The organism is Acinetobacter sp. WC-323 (assembly GCF_000314615.1).
Lineage (GTDB): Bacteria > Pseudomonadota > Gammaproteobacteria > Pseudomonadales > Moraxellaceae > Acinetobacter > Acinetobacter courvalinii.
Genome location: NZ_AMZS01000060.1, coordinates 190,146 through 213,212 on the forward strand (window position 1 = coordinate 190,146; position 23,067 = coordinate 213,212).

Here is a 23,067-nt window from a genome sequence, read left to right on the forward strand (position 1 = left end):
AATTTCATATTTTTATAGCGTTTTTTAGGCTTTTTTTACGATAATTTTGTCCTGTTTTAAAATTTAATAAAATAAAAACAATGGCTTATAAACACATCATATCCAACCAAACTGTTTGTCTGATTTTGCAACAAATGCTAAGAAAGATGACATATTTTTGTCATATTCTGATTAATTTGTTGGCTTTTTAAGCATTATTCCGTTCGATTATGACAATTGAATGAACATTTTATGACATTTTCGAAATGACCCGATGAATCACTGTTCTGAGTTGTTGAAAATACGCGCTTTGACCTAGCTTCTGTTACAATGCCCCTGCTTTTTATCTTCATCATCGACCGGGGTTTCTGAATGTCCACGCTTACCACCCTACAATCACTTCTTGCCCAACGCATCCTGATTATTGATGGTGCAATGGGAACCATGATTCAACGCCATAAACTAGAAGAAGCAGATTATCGTGGTGAACGCTTTGCAGACTGGGCATCAGACCTGAAAGGCAATAATGATTTATTAGTTCTGACACAACCACAGATTATTCAGGGCATTCATGAAGCCTATCTGGATGCTGGCGCGGACATTATTGAAACCAATAGCTTTAACGGCACCCGCGTTTCCATGTCGGATTATCACATGGAAGATCTGGTACCGGAGATCAACCGTGAAGCAGCACGTTTGGCACGTGCAGCCTGTGACAAATATTCGACTGCAGATAAACCGCGTTTTGTTGCCGGTGTGCTTGGTCCGACATCACGTACCTGTTCGATTTCACCAAATGTTAATGATCCGGCCTTTCGTAACATTACCTTTGACGAACTAAAAGAAAACTATATTGAAGCTGCTCACGCCCTGATCGAAGGTGGAGCTGACATCCTGCTGATTGAAACCGTGTTCGATACCTTGAACTGTAAAGCTGCGATCTTTGCAGTAAAAGAGGTCTTCAAGCAAATCGGTCATGAACTGCCATTGATGATTTCAGGGACTATTACCGATGCCTCAGGCCGTACTTTAACCGGCCAGACTGCAGAAGCATTCTGGAACTCGGTGCGTCACGGTGATTTACTCTCGATCGGTTTTAACTGTGCATTGGGTGCAGACGCGATGCGTCCACACATCAAAACCATTGCTGATGTTGCAGATACCTTTATTTCTGCCCATCCGAATGCTGGCTTGCCGAACGCCTTTGGTGAATATGATGAAACCCCGGAACAAACCGCAGCATTCATTAAAGAATTTGCTGAAAGCGGTTTGATCAATATTACTGGTGGTTGCTGTGGTACTACACCCGACCACATCCGTGCCATTTATCATGCGGTCAAAGATATTCAGCCACGCCAAGTGCCGGAAACCATTCCTGCTTGCCGTTTAAGTGGTTTAGAACCCTTTAACATTGATGAAAACTCTTTGTTCGTTAACGTTGGTGAACGTACCAACGTCACCGGTTCAAAAAAATTCCTGCGCCTGATTCGTGAAGAAAACTTTGCCGAAGCTTTGGAAGTGGCTCAGCAACAGGTTGAAGCGGGTGCACAGATCATCGATATCAACATGGATGAAGGGATGCTCGATTCGCAAACCGCGATGGTACATTTCCTCAATCTGGTGGCATCTGAACCTGATATCTCTCGCGTGCCGATCATGATTGACTCATCAAAATGGGAAATCATTGAAGCAGGCTTGAAGTGCGTACAAGGTAAACCTGTGGTGAACTCGATTTCCCTAAAAGAGGGTTATGACGAGTTTGTCGAAAAAGCACGCCTGTGCCGTCAATACGGCGCTGCGATTATTGTCATGGCCTTTGATGAAGCGGGACAGGCTGATACCGCTGCACGTAAACGTGAAATCTGTAAACGTTCTTATGATGTGTTAGTCAATGATGTCGGCTTCCCTGCTGAAGATATTATTTTTGACCCGAACGTATTTGCCGTGGCAACCGGGATCGAAGAACACAACAACTATGGCGTTGACTTTATTGAGGCTACGGGCTGGATCAAACAGAACTTGCCGCATGCCATGATTTCTGGCGGTGTATCGAACGTTTCCTTCTCCTTCCGTGGTAATGAACCGGTGCGTGAAGCGATTCACTCGGTATTCCTGTACCATGCCATCAAGCAAGGCATGACCATGGGTATCGTCAACGCAGGTCAAATGGCAATTTATGACGATATTCCAAAAGAACTGAAAGAAGCTGTTGAAGATGTAGTCCTGAACCAGAACCAAGGTGAATCGGGTCAAAATGCCACAGAGAAACTGCTTGAAGTGGCTGAAAAATACCGTGGTCATAGTGGCGCGCAACGCGAAGCTGAGAACCTTGAATGGCGTAACGAGTCGGTTGAAAAACGTCTGGAATATGCCTTAGTCAAAGGTATCACCACGTATATTGATGAAGATACCGAAGAAGCCCGTTTAAAAGCCAAACGTCCACTCGATGTGATTGAAGGCGCCTTGATGGATGGTATGAATGTGGTTGGTGACCTGTTCGGTTCAGGTAAAATGTTCCTGCCACAAGTGGTGAAATCTGCACGTGTGATGAAACAAGCTGTCGCTTGGCTGAACCCGTACATCGAAGCTGAAAAAACCGGTAGCCAGTCTAAAGGTAAAGTGTTGATGGCGACGGTAAAAGGTGACGTACACGATATCGGTAAAAATATCGTGGGTGTGGTCTTGGGCTGTAACGGTTATGACATCGTTGACCTTGGCGTGATGGTACCAGCAGAAAAAATCCTGCAAACCGCAATTGATGAGAAATGTGACATCATCGGTTTGTCTGGTTTGATCACCCCATCTCTGGATGAAATGGTGTTTGTTGCCAAAGAAATGCAACGTAAAGGCTTTAACATTCCTTTACTGATTGGTGGGGCAACCACATCGAAAGCACATACCGCAGTGAAGATTGATCCACAATATCAAAATGATGCAGTGATCTATGTGGCCGATGCTTCACGTGCAGTCGGTGTTGCAACCACCCTGCTGTCGAAAGAAATGCGTGGCAACTTTATTGCCGAGCATCGTGCTGAATATGCCAAGATTCGTGAGCGTCTAGCTAACAAGCAACCGAAAGCCGCCAAACTCAGCTATGCGGAATCGATTGAAAATGGTTTCAAGGTGGATGATAACTATGTGCCACCGATTCCAAATACATTAGGTACGCAAGTCATTACCAACTATCCATTGGCGACACTGGTTGAATATTTTGACTGGACACCATTCTTTATTTCTTGGAGCTTGGCGGGTAAATTCCCGAAAATCCTGACAGATGAAGTTGTGGGTGAAGCAGCCACTGATTTGTATAATCAGGCGCAAGCGATGCTGAAAGACATTATCGAGAATCATCGTTTCGATGCCCGTGCTGTATTTGGTTTATACCCTGCACAACGTACAGGCGCAGATACAGTCAGCGTATTTGATGAAGCCGGTCAAAAGGTTACTCATACCTTTGAGCATATCCGTCAGCAATCTGACAAAGTGACGGGCAAACCAAACTTATCTTTAGCCGACTTTATTAGCACCTCTAAAGACCATACCGATTATCTCGGTGGTTTCACTGTATCAATCTTTGGTGCAGAAGAATTGGCCAATGAATATAAAGCCAAAGGTGATGATTATTCAGCAATCTTGGTTCAGTCGTTGGCCGATCGTTTTGCCGAAGCATTTGCTGAGCATTTGCATGAGCGTATCCGTAAAGAGTTCTGGGGCTATAAAGCCGATGAGACTTTGAGCAATGAAGAATTGATCAAAGAGAAATATGTCGGTATTCGTCCTGCACCAGGTTACCCTGCTTGCCCAGAGCATTCTGAAAAGGCAGTGTTATTTGACTGGTTAGGTTCGGAAGCGAAGATTGGCACCAAGTTGACTGAACACTTTGCGATGATGCCACCTTCTTCGGTCAGTGGTTTCTATTATTCGCATCCTGAAAGTGAATACTTTAACGTGGGCAAGATTTCTCAGGATCAGCTTGAGGATTATGCAAAACGTAAAGGCTGGACGCTGGATGAAGCGAAACGTTGGTTAGCGCCGAATTTAGATGATTCGATTGGGTAAGCAATAAAGAAAAATCCCCTCTATTGAGGGGTTTTTTTATTACTTATAATTAAATATTATAGAAGTTATATAGCTAGGATATCAGTTTCTAAATAGATTTAACCATTAAAAATCGCCAGCTTAATTTTTTAAATTTGAGGAATTGTAGTAAAATTTGATATTCATAAAATTCGTCTGCACCCAGCTTTAAATGATCAAATATTCTAAATTAAATCAAGAGTATAAAAATAAATTAGCGATTACTCTTGCTTTAATTTTTACAGCCTTTCTTCTTTTTATAATAGCCCTGAGCATTCACAAACTTCTCTCACCAAAGAAGATAATTAAACCAATACCGTATCAGCATCTGGAAACAGATAAGCACATGACTTATGAATTCAGGATTAAAAAATTTAATAAGTCAGATACAATATTCATCATTGAAAATCAAAAAAGAATCTATCTTTTTGACTGTTCAAACTATTTGGAAACTATCTGTACGCATGATCACGACAAAGCTTTAAACCACCAAATAAAAACAGCAGATATTATAAAAATAAACGATAAATTTATAATTAAAAATATGATTTGGGTGGATTCCGTTGCCAAAAGGCAATTTCAACATACATTGAAAGATCACCAACTCTTGGAAATATATGAAGCGAATAGTAAAACCTCTTATGTAACGATAGCTATCTTCTTAGCTTTCACTTGTGGAGGTTTGTTTATAATCCTTTGGGGTCATATTTATAAATCTATTTTAAAAAGACTCGACTCAGTTTGAATTGTTTCTGTAGTTCCTAAAATACTTTTAAAATTGGCTAAAACACTTATATTTTAGCCTTTAGTTGATCTTTTAACTCGCCATTCTCAAAAATTAACAATCATCAAAGAACAATTTATATTTTAGAAGTTTCCCATTTTTAAAGACGAACTCTATTGAATCATTTCCACTCTCGGCAAGCCCACTATAAACAATATTCTTGTTTTCAGAGTCTCCCCACAATTCATATTTTTTAAACTGTTGCATAAAACTCTTTTGATCTATCCCACCACGAATTTTTTGTCCGTGGAACAGCAGCCCATTGTTCTGACTTAAATAAACCTCTTTAATAACACCTGTGTCTAAAAGCTTAAAACTGCCATAATCATATTCATCAGGAAAATTACCTCCATTACATTCATCTGGTTTACCTTTAATAATGCTTTTCGGTTTACCTAAGGAACGGATCGGTACTTCCCCATTACTGTAAGTTTTGCCCTGAATGACAGGTTGCACAAATGGAGCAGCAAGGAGTGGAGATGAAATCACACACATCAAAGCTAAACTAAAGATTTTATTTTTCATTCTAAATATTCTTCAAAAAACCAAGCTCTTCATTATAAATAAAACTTAAATTAATTTCGCACTTAAATGAAAGTTTATCTAATATGTAGCACGATGTTTAAAGCTGACTTAGGTAAAATATCATCATTCAGAACCTATACCATTTAAATATAGGCTCTCTACTCCTACAGCCCTTTATGCTTCTCAATCAAATCCCCAAGATTCTGATAAACATGCAACACCCGATCTTTATGTGTTCGTGCGTTATCCAGGCGCTGCTCAGGATCAACCAAAAGCAAACTATGCCCATCATCTATCAAGCGATCAATGCCTTCTAAAAACATCCGTTTCCCGACATCATGAATCAAGGAAATCTGGGATAAATCAATCACGATGCTACTGTTATCGACTGGCTCACATTGCAACGTCCGTAACAACATTTCCGCTTCAGTAAATTTCAATACACCACGCAGTACGTAGACACTTAAAGAAGCATCTTTTTCAGTCCGATAATGACTCTGCACAATGGTTTGTGCGGAAGGTGTGCCTTCCATTAAATGCAAGCCCATATCACGTGAGAGTCTTTCCATGATATCAATGCCACGTACACTATTGCCATGTTCATCGAGTCGAGGAGAAAAAGCCGCTATGCTGACCTGACCCGGCAACACACCCAAGATTCCACCTGCGACACCACTTTTAGCAGGAATGCCAACCGTCGTGAGCCAATCCCCCGCTGCATCATACATCCCACAGCTCATCATCACGCTTAGGACTTGGCGTACCACAGCACGATTCAATAAACGCTTTCCAGTTTTAGGGTCAACTCCGCCATTGGCAAAAACACTGCCCATGCGTACCAGATCTTTGACCGTCACCAAGATCGCGCATTGACGAATATAGCCATTCACAATATCAACAGGATCGGATTCCAAAATTCCTACAGTTCGCAACATATAACCGATCGAGAGATTGCGATAAGCGGTTTTTACTTCTGACTCATAAACAGCATCATCAAACTGTAGTTCACGGCCAGCCAGCTCACTCATAAACTGACGTAAAATTTCTGCGCCGGACAGTTCGTCTTTGCTTGGAATCAGGGAATGTGTGGTGATGGCACCCGAATTAATCATCGGATTCTTGGGACGGCGATCTTTTCCCAATGAAATTTCATTAAAGGCTTCACCTGAAGGTTCAACCCCGACTTTTTCTAATACGGCATCAATACCCAACTGTTGCAACACATAGGCATAGGTAAATGGTTTAGACATCGATTGAATGGTGAACTCAATCTCATCGTCTCCTACGGAGTAGATTTCACCATCGCCAGTCGATAATGCCAGTGCCAGACGGTCTGGATTGGCATTGGCCAGTTCAGGAATATAATCGGCGAGATGACCGCTGTTATCTGTATCGCAGGCTTCAATCACATGAGCCAAATAATCAGGAAGCGGAGTTTTCATGTTCAGTCGCCTTACAACAGTCAAATTTTAATCTAGTGAAAATTTATAATACAGAACACTGATAATATTGAAATTATAGCTTTTGTAATGATTTTAGCTCTAGCGGCATTGCTGCAACCACAATCCGTTTGCTACTGGTTATAGCTACTCATTTATTCTTTCGACAAATAAAATCCCGTTTAGGTGATCAACCTCATGCTGCACAATGCGGGCAGGAAAACCTTCAAACGCGGTTTCAATCACTTCACCCTGTAAGGTGTAATAACGGACCTTGATCGCTTGTGCCCGTTCGACCTGTCCCCGTTCATTCGGCACGCTTAGACAGCCTTCTTCCCCGAAACAGGTGGTTTCAGAAAAGGCTAAAATTTCGGGATTGACCATCACCACCGCATCCATTTCAGGTGCATCGGGATAACGTGGATTCGGGCGTGAGGCCACAATAATTAATCTTTTAGAAATATAGACTTGAGGTGCTGCAATACCGACACCATTGCGTTCCAGCATGGTCGCATGCATGGCAGACGCCAGTTGCAATAACCATTCACTATTGAATTCCCCGTTCGCGACTGCCGCCGCTTTAATTTTTAAAACCTCTTCACCACGTTGTGCTACAGGTAGAATTACGCTCATCCCACGCCCTTATAATTGTTTTGACCAAATAGTGGATATTATCGTATTGGATATTTTATCGAGTTACCATAATTTTCATTTAAGAATCTTGTCATAATATATTTGCGAAAAAAATAACACGGGCAAATCCCAATGAATGCAACACAACTGTTTTTAGGTGTGATCTTTAGCTCGATTGGCTTAGGCTATTTTTTATATAGCAAAAAGCAGAACATGACCGTGCCTTTGGTCTGTGGTCTGGTCCTGATGTTTTTCACCTACTTGATTGAAAGTACGGCGCTGATCAGCATCATGGGGATCATCCTTTCGGTTATTCCCTATTTCCTGCGCTTCTAAAAACAAAAAACTCCCCAATCGGAGAGTCTTTTATTCATTGAAAAAATTAAAGATGTTTCTTTAATTCATCAGCAACAATTTCGATTTCAAGATTGCTGAATTTACGGATTTCACCCTCCGCATGCTTCTCTAACATGCCACCAATCAATGGCACTTTAACTTTAACCGTCCATGTTAAAGAGATATTCACTTTTTCACTGTCGCCAGTCACACTACGCTCACCTTTGGCTTCCAAAGGCAGGTTTGCGCCCAGTTCAACCGTAGAAGTTAAGTTCTTTAAATGAGTCACATCAGCACGCTTTAAACGGAATGCATTTTTTAATAATTTTTTTGCCACATCTGGAATATTCACATCCAGATTATATTCACGGCGCAAGGTATAAATATCGCCATTTACCGCCGATTCAATAATTTCCAGGTTTTCCCCAGGAATACGTTTACACACCGCTTCATGCAATGACGTATCTGCCACCAGTCTAGAAAAGTCTTCAATTGAAACACCATGAATTGTTTCATTCACCGTAAATTGATGTGCCATTTTTAAATGTCCATTTTGTTTTATTAGGATTTCATCATTGCGCAAAAGTATAACATTCAAGGCGATATCTCAAAGTCTGAGCCGTTAAAAACAGATGACTGCTCGGATTAGTTATTTTTATTGTAATGATGACGTATGCCTAATTTGACCGTAACACGTTCCATTCGGCTGATATACAGATAATGATCTCCATATTCGATCACTGCATAAAATTGTTCGGCCCCGTCATCTAGCCCCGTGGCTGACCATGTGGTGCCTTGCGGAAACTCATTTAACCATACCGCTTTATAAAAATCTGAAACCGAATCAAAATCAAGATACATATCAGGATCAGCCATGATTTTCGCAGCCATCTGGTCAAATTTTTGTTGCTTAAATGCCTCTAGACTCAATAACACAAAAGTTCCTTATTCATTCAAATACAGTTGAAAGGTTGTTGCTGGCACTCAGGTTCATCTTAAGCTGACTTACAAAAATACAGAGATTTTCTTATCGCTCTATTTTGCGGGGGATTCTGCTGTTTTTCTAGATTATTTTCAGTTTTATCATACAGATTCAGTCTGCACTGATTTGATCGCGCCAGCTCAATATGTTATCAACATCTTATGCTTTATCATTTTTTATAACCATAAAGGAGCACTATAAGATGTCCTATCAAAATATATTAGTCCCGGTCGACGATTCTCCAATTTCCTATGCAGCGGTTCAACATGCACTATCTTTAGCCAAACTATCCGGAGCAAAAGTGACCGTTCTGAGTGTGGTTGTGGTTGACCCTTTTGTTGGCGTTGATTTTTACCAGTTGGCCCCTGCAGTAACCGATTATTTTATGCAGGCTGAAGCACACGCCAAAACCCAGTTGCAGGATATTGCCCAGTCCTTTGTGCGCGACGGTATTCAGGTCGAGACCAAAATCCATCATGGTTCCGCCAGTGAAGGCATTATTTTTGTTGCCGACGAAGTCGGTGCCGACCTAATTGTGATGGGCTCACATGGACGTACAGGCGTCAAACGTTTATTGCTGGGTAGTGTGGCCCGGGCAGTTTTAACTGAATCACATATTCCTGTACTCATCGTCAAGCAATAATCCCCCCATTTGCTTCATAAACCTTGTGCCCGTTCACAAGGTTTTTTTCTTATCAAAATAAAGAAAAATTGACCGCTTAGCCCCCCATCCTGAACATTTACAACCCTATTCCCGCTCTTGAAAAGATGCTTCACTACAAGCATGGACATTGCTTTTCTATTTAAAAATATTGAGTGAAATCAATTTACTGCTAATAGAAAAAATGACCGTTAATAAAAATATCAGCGCTAAAAATAAGACACGGTTTTCCAAGGATGATCACTATGAAACGCAATCCAATTTTAATTGGCATCTGTAGCCTATTTGCCACCACGCTCAATCATGCTGCAGCACTGGATCAATCCGGCCAATCTATTTTACCCTTTCTGGAAAATGGCAATTATGTCGAGGTTGGTGCCACAGCGGTCGATCCTGATATTTCAGGAAAAATCCGTAATCGTCCTGAACTGGTCAATGATCCGCAAAATCTGAACTCAGGCAATATGGGCAACAGCTTTCAATATTATGCTGCTGCGCTCAAGCTGCGACTAACCGACCGGATCAGCTTTGGCTTACTCTATGACCAGCCTTTTGGTGCGGACATTACTTATCCGATGCAGTCCAATAATACCTTCTCGGACAATGAATTCACCCATCAAGGCACATCGGTCAATGTTGATACTGAAAGCATTAGCATGATTTTGGGTGTCAGTCCCTTTAGCAACTTTCAACTCTATGGCGGTGCTGTCTATCAATCAGTCAAAGGTGATGTCGCGCTGCGTGGTAACTCATACAGTGAAGCCTTTAATGGTTATGATGCCAAATTTAAACAGGATCATGCAGTGGGCTGGCTGGCAGGGTTGAGTTATCAGATCCCGGATATTGCCTTAAAAGCCGCAGTGACCTATCGCTCCAAGATCGACCACGATATGCAGGTAACTGAGACCATGTTTGGTGAACCTCTGGAAGTCACCACACCGGGCAAGACTAAAATTAGTACACCACAATCCGTGAATATTGATTTTCAAACGGGAGTGTATAAAGGCACACTGCTCTATAGCAATCTACGTTGGGTCAACTGGAAAGATTTTCATATTCGACCGGCTCAATTTGGTGCAGTGACGGAGTATCTCACTGGCGTAATCAGTGATGGTGCATATACAGGTGGTTTTGATTTAGACAGCTACCAAAAGGATCAGTGGACAGTCAATCTCGGACTTGGACATCAATTTACTGAAAAATGGAGTGCCTCCACAGAAGTCAGTTGGGACTCGGGTACCGGCGACCCGGCCTCCACCTTGAACCCCACCAAAGGCTCTTGGGGGATTGGTATAGGTGCCCAGTTTAATCCTGCCCCGAACTACTTTATTGCCGCAGGCGTTAAATACTTCTGGTTAGGCGATGTGGTGGCCGAAGACGGTACCTATTACATTCCTGTACCGGGGATCAAACCGGTTGCTGAACAAGCCGATTTTAAAGATAACAGCGCCATTGGCTATGGTTTGAAGATGGGTTATCGTTTTTAATCATTCAGTCTTATCCAGCCAAGTAGACTCATGATCCAGTTTAATTCCTGCGCCTACTTGGCTATTTTCTGGCATTCAATCCACCTATGAGTTTAAAATCTCAAAATATTACTTTAATAATGAATGTCATCTTCAGGAGAATCCAATGAAAAAAATCACTGTTGTCTTTGCACTATTTATATCTGGCTTAGTTTTTCCTTTCACAACTTTTGCCAATTCGCCTGATCCCAAAGAGAGCATGGATATTTTTATGGGCACCTTAACTATTCAGGATAATAAAGCCATGTTAACGCGATGCGATATTGCGCAGAATGAATATGTGTTAAAAGATGCCGACTGGTCTAAGGAAAAGGCGGTATCAGGTTTTCTCTCCAACGCCACCAAACTAAAACAGCCGATTTATGCAGAAGTGATCGCGGCGTATAAAAGTGAAAAAGATATCAATATTCTATTGGTCGATTCCATTGAAAACCTGACTGAAGCAAAAAGCTGTCATTTGGCCGATTTGTTTTAAAGCTCCAGATACACGGCAAGTTTTTAGCTCGAATATTGATGAGCAAAGCTTTATGACTCATCGTCACTCATTAAAAGTGTGCCATGTCTCAAAAGCATGTGTGCGATACAGTTTTAACTCGGAAAATTGAGGAATAATTGCCTCACTCTGTGTGGGTCTTAAAAACACAAAATCATCGACCTGAATATCACAATTCTTCGGTACATTGACCAGCTCCTGATTACTGCTGCGCCCATACAAGGCATGAGTGTGACACTGATCAGGATAAACATAATCAGCCAGCCAGTAGCCGCCATAAATAAACAGCGCCTTGCATTTATGCGGCAATTTATCCAGTAACGACATCGAAGGCAATTGGGTAAATGGCAATACTTTGAGCACAGGTGCAGCGATCCATAATGCAGGTTGTAATGCCTGTAAAAAATCACTATCAAAATCACTTGGTTTTAACAACATTGAACCAAAAGACAAGTCATTGCAGACACTTGCAGTGGTATGTAAGCTAAAGGTTGGACTGCCACCGCCATTAAAACACAACGCCTCATTCCACAAGGTTGGGAACTGTTTTTGAATCAGCTGCTGATAATGCGCATAAGTCTGTTGGGAGCTGTGATAAGCCAGTTCAGGTTTTTTAATGATGGCAGGGATTTTGGTGACATGCGCATCATAGCCCATTAAGCCAGAAAGTTTTAAATACTGTGGATTTCGCTCAATCAGCTTTAATATTTCGTTCAGCTGTTGTGTCGACTGTACCCCACCACGATGTAAGCCTACATCAATTTCAATATTCACATCTAAACACAGAGAATAGAGCTGGGCAATCTCGAGATATTGCTGTAATCGTTGCTTGGTATCAATCAGCCACTGAATATTGGCATTCGACCATGCTGCATGTTGTTGAAAAAAATGGCGTACCGCTTGAGCCGGCATCGGTTTGCCCAACAAAATATCGGCTTCGGCAAAATTTTCTAATATCGAAATAATATGCGGTTGATGAAATACCATAAAGCGCTGGGTGTTGATCTGGGCAGATAATAACTTGAGTAAATCCAGACTGGCTAATGACTTCACCACCAGACGTGCTTTTAAATGTTTGGCGTGAGCAAGGCGAATCTGAACATGCTGGATATTTTGTTTTAACGCGGCTTCATCGATGATCAGTTGTGGAGTCGCAATCCCCTGTTTTTTCAGGTCCAGATTGAGTTGTTTAAAATAATGATCCAACATGGCTATACCTTTTTCAATCCAAGAAAATTTACATGTAATTTGATACGCGAAAAAGTCATCTACAACCTGAGCAAGCCAAAGCGGCTAAAGCTTTGGCAGAGTGCAAGAAAAATACATCTTACGAGGCTTGAAACGCTGCTCAGGGTAAAAACAAGGTAACTGCAGCTAAAAGCTTAACCCTTAATTGGATGCAAGCCCAATATGACGCCGTTAAGCACTTTCAACTCATAAACATTCGATTTAACCTAAAAACAGCTTTTCCAGATAGGGGTTTAAAAACTTGGCTTCCGGATCAAGCTGCTGACGCAACGCCATAAAATCATCCCACTTTGGATATAAAATCCGTAATTGAGTCGTTGTCAGGGTATGCATTTTCCCCCAGTGCGGACGACCCTGATATTTTTGCAAGATTGGCTCAACCACCTCAAAAATCAACTTCGGGTCTTGTTTGTGATATTGATGCACAGAAATTGAAATGGAATCTTGCTGATAAAACGGACTGAGCCAGATATCATCCCCCTTCACAAAGCGAAATTCGAGTGGAAAAAAGGTGGCCACTTTATACTTTCTTAATGCATGCAATATTTCATCCAGACATTCAACTCCACGATCTACAGGAATCTGATACTCCATTTCATTGAACTTGGTATTCCGTGGTGTCGGAAAGATTTTACTCGACCAATCCACATAGGTAGTCGGTTTAACAAAAATACCTAATAGCTTCTGTAAATACGGATTCAGTGCAGGAAAACTTCTGGTCAACTCTGAACAGAGGGTCAGCAGCGTATCGTCAGACGGGAAATTTTCCTTACGCGGCAAAACCGCTTCATCGGTCTCATCCAAAGTTTTTAGCATCAACTGCTTTTCATGGGAAAACACAAAGCACTCAATATGTCGATGCTGCTGCTTCCATTGCTGAATATGCTGCATCATGTTTTCTACCGGACACAATTGAATATGCTCTTTCAGTTTATAGCGAGGGCGATTCTGCATGGTGATCTGAGTCAGGATGCCCAAACTCCCCAAAGACACCCGTCCTGCGGCAAAGATTTCAGCATGTTCTGTGCGGCTGCATTGCAGGATTTCACCAGAAGCCGTCAATAACTCAAAAGCCTCCACATAGGCCGAAATACAATGTAAATCTGCACCTGTGCCATGTGTCCCTGTAGAAACCGCACCTGCCAAACTTTGCTGATCAATATCACCCTGATTCATCAAGGCCTGATTAATCGATTGCTGCTGTAGGTGCTGATCTAGATCATATAAACGGGTCCCCGCATAAATACTGCTCTGGCATCGGTCAAGATCCGTCGATGCAATGCCTGCAATATGATCCAGAGACAATAAGGTGGCATCGGTACATACCAACGGCGTAAAGGAATGTCCCGCACCCACTACCCGTATTTTTTGTTGCTGAGCAACGATGCTCTGTAGTTCTTGAATATTGGCAGGATGTAAAACCTGTTGCGGTTTGGATTGTTGAAAACCGGACCAGTTTGACCAGATGCCTTGTTTTAGATTACTCATACTGCCTCTCCTTGGCTAACGGCAGTTTTTACGTTGCCATGATTGCTACGTTTTGCGAGTTCCTGTGCTGGAATCGGTTGTGGTCTTGTCATTTCATCGTAATGACGTTTGTTTTTTTCTAATCCTAATTGTTCTGCTAATGCTTTGAATTTGCTCTGACAGGCAGCCAGTGTCCATTGACCAAATAAAGTGTGTCCCCCTTCATAGGCTTGCACCTGGTATTCTTCATAAGTGGTGACATAACCCATATAATCATTGCAGTAGGATGCTAACCAGACGTTTTCAATTGATGCCTGTACGGCAAGCGTCTGTTTAACCGTATCAACCACACGCTGTCCTGCGATGGTGGTAAATTCTCCTGGACAGCAAATCAAAGCCAATTGACCTAATCGCACAATTTGTAAGGGAACCACACTTGGTACTAAAGGACTGTGCTGAATCGCTCCTGCTTTCACTTGTCGATTCATTTCTGCTATCAACGGATCAAGAATACCGGGCGGAAAACCAATCGGTTGGCCTAAAATCTTTTTGGCACCCGCTTCCAGTACAATCTGTTTCGGCCCTTGAGAGACATATAGTTGCTGATACGCTACAAAATCAGCTGCATTGGAATGCCTGGTTTTCTGTTTTCGAAATTGATCGGCTAAAAACTGCATCCCCATAATTAAGGGTTTGGGTGCGCCTAAACCATCGACAGGTGTGCCTGCAAAAAATGCGGTGCCATGACAAGGCTGACTGGTCTTGGCATGCTTTTGCCCCGCTGCGAACGCCTCTGGAATTTCAATATTACTCAGATCGACATAAGACAAGACAGCATCAATCTTGCCTTCAACTTTTTGCAAATTTTTAGGGATATTCTGCTGTAAGCCATTCAGAGCCAGTTCACTTTGATAGCGCCCATTTTGTTGCGCGTACTGATATTCTTGCTCGCCTTTGATTTTTTTGCGAATCTTGAGTTGGTCTTTGCCATGGAAATGCGGCGATACATCCCCCGCAGTTGCCTGAGCAAAAATCGTCACTGGATTTTGAATCCCTTGCTCAATTAAAGCCTGCTCAGAGAATGCGGCTGCATAGCCTTTATTATCGCCATCATAGGCGTTTAAAGAATTTCCCAAACAGGTTGCATGAACTCCAAATAAGGAAATAAAGCACTGTAGTTTTTGTTCACGATAGAAACCAATCAGTTGCATTTCACGATTCAAAGCTAAATGCGTTTCAGCTTCGGTACGTGGCTGAACTTCAGGATTATGATTATAAGCTTTGATCGAACGATTCCACGCCACAGGCGTCTGTTCTGGAAAATGCTGAGTCGCTAAAAAAATCTCGGTGTCTTGTTCAGACGCAATCGCATTTTGAATACTCAGTACAATCGCCTCAACAATCGCCTTTAAATGTTCAGGCACAAAACCAGGGGTTGGCATATTATACAAAGCTTCATAACCACAACCACCAGGCCCAGAGTGGGTATGGGTTGCCATGATGACCAATTGATTTTCATCAAATTGTGAGCCTAGGATTTGCATGAGTCGCGCTACCGTTTGGCTGCGTATGGCATAGGTAATACAGCCTACGTCCAGACAGCAGATCAACAGCCGGTTGTGCTGCTGATCGACAATACTGACACTTCTGGCAAATAAAGCTGTACGCTGCTCATAGGCCCGATGTGACCATTGCCCATAACCAAACATGGCATAGCCTTTCGCTGTGATTTTGATTTTCTGCTTGTCCCAACCCACTTGATACATCACGACTTCCTTTCAATTCTTTTTCTAACTGCATTAAAGCATGTTGAAAGTTAATCAAAATTATGCGATACCCAACAGGGTTAAAGACACTTTTCTTTGGGGGGCTAAACGGACTTATGCCTATACACAGCAGCGATAAAAATGAGCAACAACAGTTTATTCTACCCACCATTCTGGCGAGCCTGATTCATTATGCAGAGCAACAGCAGTGGGATTATGCCGCATGGTTTCAAGGTTCAGGTTTGGACATTGCACAAATACGGCAAACCCAAGGTGTGGTTCGTTTTAGCCAACTCTGTGATGTTGTTCGTCAAGCCATGACCACCTATCAACAACCTAACCTAGGCTTAAAGCTTGGCAGTAGTGAAGGTCTGATTTCGATGGGAATTTTGGGCTTTGCCATGCAATCGTGTAAAACCGTGGCAGATGCTTTGGACATTGCGCTGCGCTACCATCGGATTTCTGGCAGCGTCTTGAATATTAACTTTTCCATCCATGCTGATCTGTGTGAGCTGGAAGTCACTGAACCCTATCCCTGCAATGCACTCAAAGCCTTTTTCTATGATGAATTATTTAGCAGTATCATCACCTGTTTAAACGCGATGCTGGGCGATCATGAGGATGTCATCAGCCTTGAACTCAGCTATTTCCCAAGCGACTATCAACAACAATATCACGATCTGTTTGGCTGCCCCATCCAGTTTAACCGTGATAAAAATGTCATGCGTTTTAGCCACCGCCTGTTACAGCGCAGCTTAAAAAATTACAGTCCCGCTAACTACGCAACTGCCATCCATATCTGTGAACAGGCCCTAAAAGAAATCGACCGGCTCAATCAGGTCGGCTATGTGCATTTACTTGATCATTTAATTGAACAGCATTTACCTGAGCGTTTTGAGATGCAGCACGCTGCTGAACATTTACGGATCAGCGAACGCCATTTACGACGGCAATTATTAGCAGAGGGCTTGAGTTTTCAACAAATCCGGCAAAATGTACTGGAACGCAAGGCCAAGCAACTGATTGAACAGAACCTGTCAATGAGTGAGATTAGCCTGCAATTGGGTTTTAGCGAATTACGTGAATTCCGACGTGCCTTTAAACGCTGGACCGGACAAGCGCCTTCGATCTATAAACAAGAGGCTCATTTTTAATTAAATAACACTTTGAAAATTTTGGATTAATTGTTGCTATCTACCATTTTATATAGAACTTTTCTCAGGAATCACTGGTGCTACAGGTCATCCACAACCTGCGTGAGATTAATCAAATGCCATTTCTGCGATTAATTTAAAGAGAGGATGGAAGTAAACAGGTTTTGTGGATGACAATGGTTTTGGTTACTTTTGCCGAAACAAAAGTAACTGCAGCTGAAGGCTTATCCAAAAATAAGATGAGATCTCTGTAAGATTCCACCGAAGCAAAAAATCAAAACTAAATTTTAACTTGCCGCTTGATAAAATGGTACATCACCGTTAATCGTGGCACGATGCATAATTCGATGCGCATCACCATAATCAAATAAAGCCTTATGCTGTGTGCAACGATTATCCCAAATTGCCACATCACCTGCCTGCCACTGCCAACGCAAATGGAACTGCTCATTGGTGGCATGTGCAAATAAATACTGTAGCAATTCAGCACTTTCGGTTTCATCCAGCTCATTAATACGGGTAGTAAAACCTTCACTCACAAACAAAATCGGTTGACCCGTGACCGGATGCGTTCTCACCACAGGATGAACCACAGGAGGATTACGCTTAAAGGTTTCTTCCAGTTTTTTACGCTCAACATCGTTATGCGCGAAACGTTCAATCGGGAAAGACTGACGGATATCATGTGTTGCGGTTAAGCCTTTTAACTTTTGCTGCAATCCTTGATCCAAGGCAGCAAATGCCGCCGCGCCACTCGACCAAAGCGTATCACCACCAACAGGTGGAATCTTAATCGCTTGCAATACACAGCCCAATGGCGGTTTCTGGCTAAAAGTCACATCAGTGTGCCAGAGTTCATTGTCACGCAAATCCTGTTTCCAGCTATCGAGCACAATGATTTCAGGAACATTGTCTACCGATGGATAGATCGGATGAATATGCAAAGAACCAAAACCGCGCGCCAGTTCTGCTTGTGCCTGAGGGGCAAGCTGCTGGTTGCGGAAGAAGATCACATGATGATCCAGCAGCGCCTGTTGAATTTGTTGTGTAGTATTTTCATCAGCCGTGTTTAAATCAACATCGTGAATGATGGCACCGATTGTTGGTTTAATAACTTCAATATTTAACGTCATCTTCTACTACTCACACTTATAACTGTTGGCCATACCAAGGAGATAATTGCTTCTGTAACCAACGCAAAAACAATTCAAAACTTACTGCGACGATCGCAATGACAATAATGCCGAGAACCACGGTATCGGTAATCAGGAATTGTGCCGCCGACTGCACCATAAAACCAATGCCCCGATCTGCTGCAACTAATTCCGAAGCCACCAAGGTTGACCAGCCTACACCCAAACCAATACGGACACCCGTTAAAATATGCGGTAATGCGGTCGGCAGAATCACATGCCAGAATACTTGCGACTGGCTTGCTCCCAAAGATAAAGCTGCACGCTCACGATTGAGCTGATGGCTGAGTACGCCATGGGTACTGCTGATAATCACAGGCGCCAGGATCGAAAAGAAGATCAAAAGCACTTTGGTGGTTTCACCAATCCCAAACCAGATCACCAAGAGTGGCAAATAAGCCAAAGGTGGAATCGGACGCAATAACTCAACCAATGGATCAAGCACTGCACGCACCCATTTATTCAGTCCCATCCATAAACCTAAAGGCACCCCAATCGCAATCGCGGCAACCAAGGCCAATAAGACCCGAGAAATACTCGCGGCCAGATGCTGCCATAAGGTCGCTTTCATAAAGCCTTGCTGGCTGACTTCAAGAAACTTCTGCCATACCGCTTGCGGACTTGGTAAAAACAGGCTTGGGACAATTTTTAATGCCGTGATCAAATACCAGATCACCAATACACTCAGTACACTGGAAAGACTGAGTACCAAACTGCGATGACGAGCAACAAAAGCCCCTATTGAACTTAAGACTGAATCCGAGTGTGCATTGTTGGTCGCTTGCAGTTGTTCTGCCTTGCTCAGTTCATAAGCGGTGTTTTTTGCTTGACCCGTCATACAGCCACCTCATGTCCTGCCTGTTTCTGCACGCGTAAGCGTTCAAACAGTTGCTCACGTAACTGGATAAATTGTGGATCTGACTTAATCGCACGGATCGATTCACCTTGCTGATAACGATCGGCAAAATCCAGTTTTAAGGTCTCGACGATTTTTCCAGGACGAGCAGTCATCAACACCAGCTGATTGCTCAGCAAAAGCGCTTCCTCAATGTCATGTGTGATCAGGAAGAACGATTTATTTTGTTCAATCCATAAATCCAGTACCAACTGCTGCATGGTTTCACGGGTAAAGGCATCCAGCGCAGCAAAAGGTTCATCCAGCAAAATGAATGCCGCATGACTGATCAGGGCACGTGCAATACCGACACGTTGTTTCATGCCACCTGACAGTTCCCAGATATTGGCTTGAGCCACATGACTTAAACCCACAATTTTCAGGATTGCATCGACTTGCTGTTGAATGTCTTGCGCTTTCAAGCCTTTGAGCTGTAAAGCAAAACCGATATTTTCAGAGACATTTAACCAAGGTAACAATGCATGATCCTGAAACACCACCGCACGGCGTGCATCAGGTGCAGTCACCACTTCATGATCCAGTGTAATCTGGCCCGAACTTGGCTGTTGAAAGCCCGCCAAGATATTCAGCAATGTTGTTTTACCACAGCCAGACTCACCCAAAACCACAGTCAAGGTGCCTTCCTCAATCTTAAGATTGATATCTTGCAATACAGGCACGGTCTGTTTGGGAAAAGTTAAATGAAGATGCTCGGCAGCTAATACGCTCATTTCGATCTCCTATGGCTGTAAGAATTGGGTGGTGACATTCGCTTGATAATCAGGTTTAACTTGATCCACCTTGCCTTGGCTTTTTAGGAATGTTGCGGTATCAAAAATATTTTTTGCAAACTCACCCGCTAAAGTCGCGTGCTGTTGCTGGCCATTCAGATAAATATTGCCGGATAACAGTAGAGGAATATCTTTCACATCAGAGCCTGTCAGCTGAGCAATTTTCTGGATATTATCGACATTCTGTTCAAATGCTTTCGGGTCTTGCTGATACGCTTCAACTTGTTTCAAGCTGGTTTGCACAAAAGCTTTTAAGAATTCTGGATTTTTTTCAGCAAAATCTTTACGTACCACCCATAAATCATAAGTTGGTGCGCCCCACTCGCCGACCTGTTTCGAATCGGTCAAGACATGCCCACTGGCTTTGACTTTGCTTAATGCAGGTTCCCAGACATAAGTGGCATCAATATCACCACGCTCCCAAGCTGCCGTGATTTCAGGTGGACGCAAGTTAATAATCTTGACCTGATTATCTGCAATATTCCAATGCTTGAGCGCTGACAACAAGCTGTAATGTGTGGTTGAAACGAACGGCACGGCAATGGTTTTGCCAATCAGGTCTTGCGGGTTCTTGATACCGGATTTGTTACTCACCACCAATGCTTCTGAACCACCTAATTTCGCCGTCACCAGAAAGACCTCAACCGGTAAATCACGGCTTGCTGCAGCGGCCAGCGGACTGGAACCAATATTGCCGATCACCACATCACCCGAAGCCAATGCATTGACCACATCTGAACCTGCATCAAACTTACGCCATTGAATGGCTTGCTTACTGTCACGCTCATAATCACCATTGGCCTGTGCAACCTTGGTGGGATCAACACCAGTCTGGTAGGCAATCACTACTGCCTTGTTGTTTTTAGACTGAACAGGCGCAGCATCTTTTTGATTTTGATAGACAATAAAAGCAACAATCGCCACAAGGACGATCGCTGTAACAATTAGCGGCTTGGTGTTCTTGATGCCCATAATTAGATGATCTTTCAACAATATAGGCTTATGGTATGCGGCATGCCTTATGATTAAAAATAAGAAAAAGTGAGTTGCTTATTCCTTTGTGAGATAAGAATAAGTCTTAGACAATTTATGCTGTTTTTATCATCAATAGCGATATTTTTCAGTGCTCTTGCATTTAATTTTCCAAACTCCCCTTTTTAAATATTTATGATGCAACTTAATGGAAAAGTAAAATATTTATTCCTGATAATTTCATCTTTAAATCCAATAAATGTATTTATTAAAAAAATCATTTTAAACCATATTCTGAATAAGTTAATAAATACCCATTATTTATCAAAAATAGATATATAAATAAATTTTGATTATTTTCCTTAATATAAAAACAGTCCTAAGATAAAAACATCATCCCGCTGATGTATATAAAGGTTATAAAAATGAATGCTCAATTTGATTCTGCTCAAGCTGCAGAATCCAACTTCACTTCAGACGGTTCTTCAAACGACCCACAAGATATCCTGCAACGCGCACAACAATATGCAGAAGACAATGAGCTTGATTTTACCGGCAGTATTCCGCCTGCTGAAGCATGGTTTCTGGTTCAACAAGGTCATGCCATTTTAGTGGATGTCCGCACCAATGAAGAACGTAAATTTGTCGGTTATGTGCCTGAAAGTGTTCATGTGGCGTGGGCAACCGGTACCTCATTCAACCGAAATCCACGTTTCCTGAAAGAACTGGATAGCAAGGTCGGCAAAGACAAAACCATTCTTTTACTCTGCCGTAGTGGTAAACGCTCGGCTTTGGCAGCGACTGCGGCCTTTAGTGCCGGGTTTGCCCAAGTCTATAACGTGCTAGAAGGCTTCGAAGGCGATCTGAACGAACAGCAACAACGAAATCAAAGCAATGGCTGGCGTATTCATCAATTACCTTGGCTACAAGATTGATATAACCTTTGAAGCTTGATGTTTTTTAACCCCTGATTTTGCAAGGAACTCTCGTGAGCCAATGGAAAATACAGCCGGTGGTCGAAGGCTTACAACAAGCACGACACGAATGGCGGGAGCGACAACACCGTATCAAGGAATTTGGTGGACGCGAACTTCCATCCAAAGAGGCGCTTAAATCAATACTGGATGATCTGTGTGGCATTCTATTTCCAATGCGGCTTGGACCCAGTGAGCTGCGTCAGGAAACAGAAGATTATTATATTGCCTATACGCTTGACCGGGTTTTGAATGCCCTGTTTGCACAGGTCAAACTAGCTTTAAATTATGAAGCCAAAAGTCGTGTGAAACCGGTTCCCATTTCGAATAACGACAGGCTGCTATATGAACAGCAGGTCGCTTTGGCACAGACCATCGTGCAGGACTTTGCCAACACCCTGCCGGACATCCGTCGTCTACTCGATGCCGATGTCTGTGCAGCCTATGAAGGCGATCCTGCAGCACATAGCGTCGATGAAGTATTGCTCTGCTATCCAGGGATTTTAGCGATTATTCATCATCGTGTCGCCCATCAGCTCTATCACAGTGTACCGCTGCTCTCACGGATTATTTCTGAACTGGCCCATTCAGCCACCGGGATTGATATTCATCCTGGAGCGCAAATCGGGAAAGGCTTCTTTATCGATCATGGTACCGGCGTGGTGATTGGCGAAACCTCGGTGATTGGTGAATATGTCCGCATCTATCAGGCGGTCACGCTGGGCGCAAAACGCTTCGAAGTCAATGAAGATGGCGCACTGAAAAAAGATTATGCCCGTCATCCAGTTGTTGAAGACCACGTGGTGATTTATGCAGGAGCAACCATTTTAGGCTGCATCACCATTGGTAAAGGCTCCATTATTGGCGGCAATGTCTGGCTCACCCATAGCGTTGCAGCAGGTAGCCAGATTTTACAATCCCCCAGCGAGTCCTTGCATAACAGTAAAGTTTAATTAAATGAAGCAGATGGTTTTTAAATTAAAACGTCCATATTGGTATTTTATATTTATTTTTTATAAATATATTCTTATGACGCATAGAATAATTCAGCATTATTTATCTCATATTAATATTTTTAAAAATAATAAATCAGCTCTAGTCTAACTCAATAAATGATTAAACCACATTGTAATAAAACCAAACCTTTTTATTAACAAAGCCAAAAACAACAG

General features: G+C 42.6%; 21 protein-coding genes. 9 read left to right on the plus strand and 12 right to left on the minus strand.

Annotation, left to right across the window (positions count from 1 at the left end; genetic code table 11):
- The first annotated feature begins 351 nt into the window (after positions 1-351).
- The gene (gene metH / locus ACINWC323_RS03800) at positions 352-4,038 is read left to right on the plus strand and encodes a methionine synthase (protein ID WP_009514502.1); all 3,687 of its coding nucleotides are present in this window, start codon (positions 352-354) and stop codon (positions 4,036-4,038) included.
- A 190-nt stretch (positions 4,039-4,228) separates the two neighbouring features.
- Positions 4,229-4,801, plus strand: a complete 573-nt coding sequence (locus ACINWC323_RS0119310) for a hypothetical protein (protein ID WP_032881665.1) — start codon at positions 4,229-4,231, stop codon at positions 4,799-4,801.
- Between the two features lie 93 nt (positions 4,802-4,894).
- On the opposite strand, the gene ACINWC323_RS03795 is transcribed toward ACINWC323_RS0119310, so the two are convergent.
- The 3 genes from ACINWC323_RS03795 to def all read right to left on the minus strand — a co-directional run bounded on the left by ACINWC323_RS03795 (position 4,895) and on the right by def (position 7,437).
- The gene (locus tag ACINWC323_RS03795; protein ID WP_009514563.1) at positions 4,895-5,365 is read right to left on the minus strand and encodes a hypothetical protein; all 471 of its coding nucleotides are present in this window, start codon (positions 5,363-5,365) and stop codon (positions 4,895-4,897) included.
- A gap of 164 nt (positions 5,366-5,529) precedes the next feature.
- Complete coding sequence (locus tag ACINWC323_RS03790) at positions 5,530-6,807, minus strand: glutaminase (RefSeq protein WP_009514831.1); 1,278 nt, start codon at positions 6,805-6,807, stop codon at positions 5,530-5,532.
- A gap of 144 nt (positions 6,808-6,951) precedes the next feature.
- On the minus strand, positions 6,952-7,437 hold the full coding sequence (def, locus tag ACINWC323_RS03785) for a peptide deformylase (protein WP_009514483.1): 486 nt from the start codon (positions 7,435-7,437) through the stop codon (positions 6,952-6,954).
- A 132-nt stretch (positions 7,438-7,569) separates the two neighbouring features.
- Between def and ACINWC323_RS03780 the strand changes: the two genes are divergently transcribed.
- Positions 7,570-7,773: a hypothetical protein gene (locus ACINWC323_RS03780; protein ID WP_009514579.1), complete on the plus strand. Its 204-nt coding sequence runs from the start codon at positions 7,570-7,572 to the stop codon at positions 7,771-7,773.
- Positions 7,774-7,819: 46 nt separating this feature from the next.
- Here the strand turns inward: ACINWC323_RS03780 and ACINWC323_RS03775 are convergent, their stop codons facing one another.
- Positions 7,820-8,311: a DUF2505 domain-containing protein gene (locus ACINWC323_RS03775; RefSeq protein WP_005229336.1), complete on the minus strand. Its 492-nt coding sequence runs from the start codon at positions 8,309-8,311 to the stop codon at positions 7,820-7,822.
- A gap of 107 nt (positions 8,312-8,418) precedes the next feature.
- Positions 8,419-8,709, minus strand: a complete 291-nt coding sequence (locus ACINWC323_RS03770) for a hypothetical protein (RefSeq protein WP_009514813.1) — start codon at positions 8,707-8,709, stop codon at positions 8,419-8,421.
- A gap of 248 nt (positions 8,710-8,957) precedes the next feature.
- On the opposite strand from ACINWC323_RS03770, the gene ACINWC323_RS03765 reads away from it, so the two are divergent.
- The 3 genes from ACINWC323_RS03765 to ACINWC323_RS03755 all read left to right on the plus strand — a co-directional run bounded on the left by ACINWC323_RS03765 (position 8,958) and on the right by ACINWC323_RS03755 (position 11,417).
- Positions 8,958-9,398: a universal stress protein gene (locus ACINWC323_RS03765; RefSeq protein ID WP_005284457.1), complete on the plus strand. Its 441-nt coding sequence runs from the start codon at positions 8,958-8,960 to the stop codon at positions 9,396-9,398.
- Positions 9,399-9,661: 263 nt separating this feature from the next.
- A complete protein-coding gene (locus ACINWC323_RS03760; protein ID WP_009514767.1) occupies positions 9,662-10,903 on the plus strand; it encodes an OmpP1/FadL family transporter in 1,242 nt (413 codons plus the stop codon).
- 145 nt (positions 10,904-11,048) lie between these two features.
- Positions 11,049-11,417: a hypothetical protein gene (locus ACINWC323_RS03755; protein WP_009514610.1), complete on the plus strand. Its 369-nt coding sequence runs from the start codon at positions 11,049-11,051 to the stop codon at positions 11,415-11,417.
- A 63-nt stretch (positions 11,418-11,480) separates the two neighbouring features.
- Here ACINWC323_RS03755 and ACINWC323_RS03750 read toward each other — a convergent pair whose 3' ends face one another.
- The 3 genes from ACINWC323_RS03750 to ACINWC323_RS03740 all read right to left on the minus strand — a co-directional run bounded on the left by ACINWC323_RS03750 (position 11,481) and on the right by ACINWC323_RS03740 (position 15,916).
- A complete protein-coding gene (locus tag ACINWC323_RS03750; RefSeq protein WP_009514691.1) occupies positions 11,481-12,644 on the minus strand; it encodes an alanine racemase in 1,164 nt (387 codons plus the stop codon).
- Between the two features lie 240 nt (positions 12,645-12,884).
- On the minus strand, positions 12,885-14,171 hold the full coding sequence (locus tag ACINWC323_RS03745; RefSeq protein WP_009514754.1) for a D-arabinono-1,4-lactone oxidase: 1,287 nt from the start codon (positions 14,169-14,171) through the stop codon (positions 12,885-12,887).
- Positions 14,168-15,916, minus strand: coding sequence for a neutral/alkaline non-lysosomal ceramidase N-terminal domain-containing protein (locus tag ACINWC323_RS03740; RefSeq protein ID WP_009514834.1), 1,749 nt, complete (start codon positions 15,914-15,916; stop codon positions 14,168-14,170). The genes ACINWC323_RS03745 and ACINWC323_RS03740 overlap by 4 nt, the downstream gene beginning before the upstream one ends.
- Before the next feature lie 62 nt (positions 15,917-15,978).
- On the opposite strand from ACINWC323_RS03740, the gene ACINWC323_RS03735 reads away from it, so the two are divergent.
- Positions 15,979-17,070 (plus strand): AraC family transcriptional regulator, encoded by a 1,092-nt coding sequence (locus tag ACINWC323_RS03735; RefSeq protein ID WP_032881666.1) that lies wholly within the window; start codon positions 15,979-15,981, stop codon positions 17,068-17,070.
- A 287-nt stretch (positions 17,071-17,357) separates the two neighbouring features.
- Here the strand turns inward: ACINWC323_RS03735 and tauD are convergent, their stop codons facing one another.
- Genes tauD through tauA form a run of 4 tightly spaced genes read right to left on the minus strand, consistent with a single transcriptional unit; the run spans position 17,358 to position 20,939 of the window.
- Positions 17,358-18,203: a taurine dioxygenase gene (gene tauD / locus ACINWC323_RS03730; protein WP_004654708.1), complete on the minus strand. Its 846-nt coding sequence runs from the start codon at positions 18,201-18,203 to the stop codon at positions 17,358-17,360.
- 16 nt (positions 18,204-18,219) lie between these two features.
- Complete coding sequence (tauC, locus tag ACINWC323_RS03725) at positions 18,220-19,101, minus strand: taurine ABC transporter permease TauC (RefSeq protein ID WP_009514724.1); 882 nt, start codon at positions 19,099-19,101, stop codon at positions 18,220-18,222.
- Positions 19,098-19,889: a taurine ABC transporter ATP-binding protein gene (locus ACINWC323_RS03720; RefSeq protein ID WP_009514775.1), complete on the minus strand. Its 792-nt coding sequence runs from the start codon at positions 19,887-19,889 to the stop codon at positions 19,098-19,100. The genes tauC and ACINWC323_RS03720 overlap by 4 nt, the downstream gene beginning before the upstream one ends.
- Positions 19,890-19,898: 9 nt before the next feature.
- A complete protein-coding gene (gene tauA / locus ACINWC323_RS03715; protein ID WP_171062217.1) occupies positions 19,899-20,939 on the minus strand; it encodes a taurine ABC transporter substrate-binding protein in 1,041 nt (346 codons plus the stop codon).
- Positions 20,940-21,346: 407 nt separating this feature from the next.
- Between tauA and ACINWC323_RS03710 the strand changes: the two genes are divergently transcribed.
- Positions 21,347-21,856 (plus strand): rhodanese-like domain-containing protein, encoded by a 510-nt coding sequence (locus ACINWC323_RS03710; RefSeq protein WP_009514629.1) that lies wholly within the window; start codon positions 21,347-21,349, stop codon positions 21,854-21,856.
- Positions 21,857-21,891: 35 nt separating this feature from the next.
- A complete protein-coding gene (gene epsC, locus ACINWC323_RS03705) occupies positions 21,892-22,848 on the plus strand; it encodes a serine O-acetyltransferase EpsC (protein WP_150953190.1) in 957 nt (318 codons plus the stop codon).
- Positions 22,849-23,067: the final 219 nt, after the last annotated feature.

Bases quoted from the DNA above. Each gene is read 5' to 3' on its own strand.
- ACINWC323_RS03710 (WP_009514629.1), top strand. From the start codon at position 21,347: ATGAATGCTCAATTTGATTCTGCTCAAGCTGCAGAATCCAACTTCACT.
- ACINWC323_RS0119310 (WP_032881665.1), top strand. From the start codon at position 4,229: ATGATCAAATATTCTAAATTAAATCAAGAGTATAAAAATAAATTAGCG.
- ACINWC323_RS03750 (WP_009514691.1), bottom strand. From the start codon at position 12,644: ATGTTGGATCATTATTTTAAACAACTCAATCTGGACCTGAAAAAACAG.
- ACINWC323_RS03740 (WP_009514834.1), bottom strand. From the start codon at position 15,916: ATGTATCAAGTGGGTTGGGACAAGCAGAAAATCAAAATCACAGCGAAA.
- ACINWC323_RS03745 (WP_009514754.1), bottom strand. From the start codon at position 14,171: ATGAGTAATCTAAAACAAGGCATCTGGTCAAACTGGTCCGGTTTTCAA.
- ACINWC323_RS03795 (WP_009514563.1), bottom strand. From the start codon at position 5,365: ATGAAAAATAAAATCTTTAGTTTAGCTTTGATGTGTGTGATTTCATCT.
- ACINWC323_RS03765 (WP_005284457.1), top strand. From the start codon at position 8,958: ATGTCCTATCAAAATATATTAGTCCCGGTCGACGATTCTCCAATTTCC.
- ACINWC323_RS03780 (WP_009514579.1), top strand. From the start codon at position 7,570: ATGAATGCAACACAACTGTTTTTAGGTGTGATCTTTAGCTCGATTGGC.
- def (WP_009514483.1), bottom strand. From the start codon at position 7,437: ATGAGCGTAATTCTACCTGTAGCACAACGTGGTGAAGAGGTTTTAAAA.
- ACINWC323_RS03790 (WP_009514831.1), bottom strand. From the start codon at position 6,807: ATGAAAACTCCGCTTCCTGATTATTTGGCTCATGTGATTGAAGCCTGC.
- ACINWC323_RS03760 (WP_009514767.1), top strand. From the start codon at position 9,662: ATGAAACGCAATCCAATTTTAATTGGCATCTGTAGCCTATTTGCCACC.
- ACINWC323_RS03775 (WP_005229336.1), bottom strand. From the start codon at position 8,311: ATGGCACATCAATTTACGGTGAATGAAACAATTCATGGTGTTTCAATT.
- metH (WP_009514502.1), top strand. From the start codon at position 352: ATGTCCACGCTTACCACCCTACAATCACTTCTTGCCCAACGCATCCTG.
- ACINWC323_RS03735 (WP_032881666.1), top strand. From the start codon at position 15,979: ATGCGATACCCAACAGGGTTAAAGACACTTTTCTTTGGGGGGCTAAAC.
- tauC (WP_009514724.1), bottom strand. From the start codon at position 19,101: ATGACGGGTCAAGCAAAAAACACCGCTTATGAACTGAGCAAGGCAGAA.
- ACINWC323_RS03755 (WP_009514610.1), top strand. From the start codon at position 11,049: ATGAAAAAAATCACTGTTGTCTTTGCACTATTTATATCTGGCTTAGTT.
- ACINWC323_RS03720 (WP_009514775.1), bottom strand. From the start codon at position 19,889: ATGAGCGTATTAGCTGCCGAGCATCTTCATTTAACTTTTCCCAAACAG.
- tauD (WP_004654708.1), bottom strand. From the start codon at position 18,203: ATGACGTTAAATATTGAAGTTATTAAACCAACAATCGGTGCCATCATT.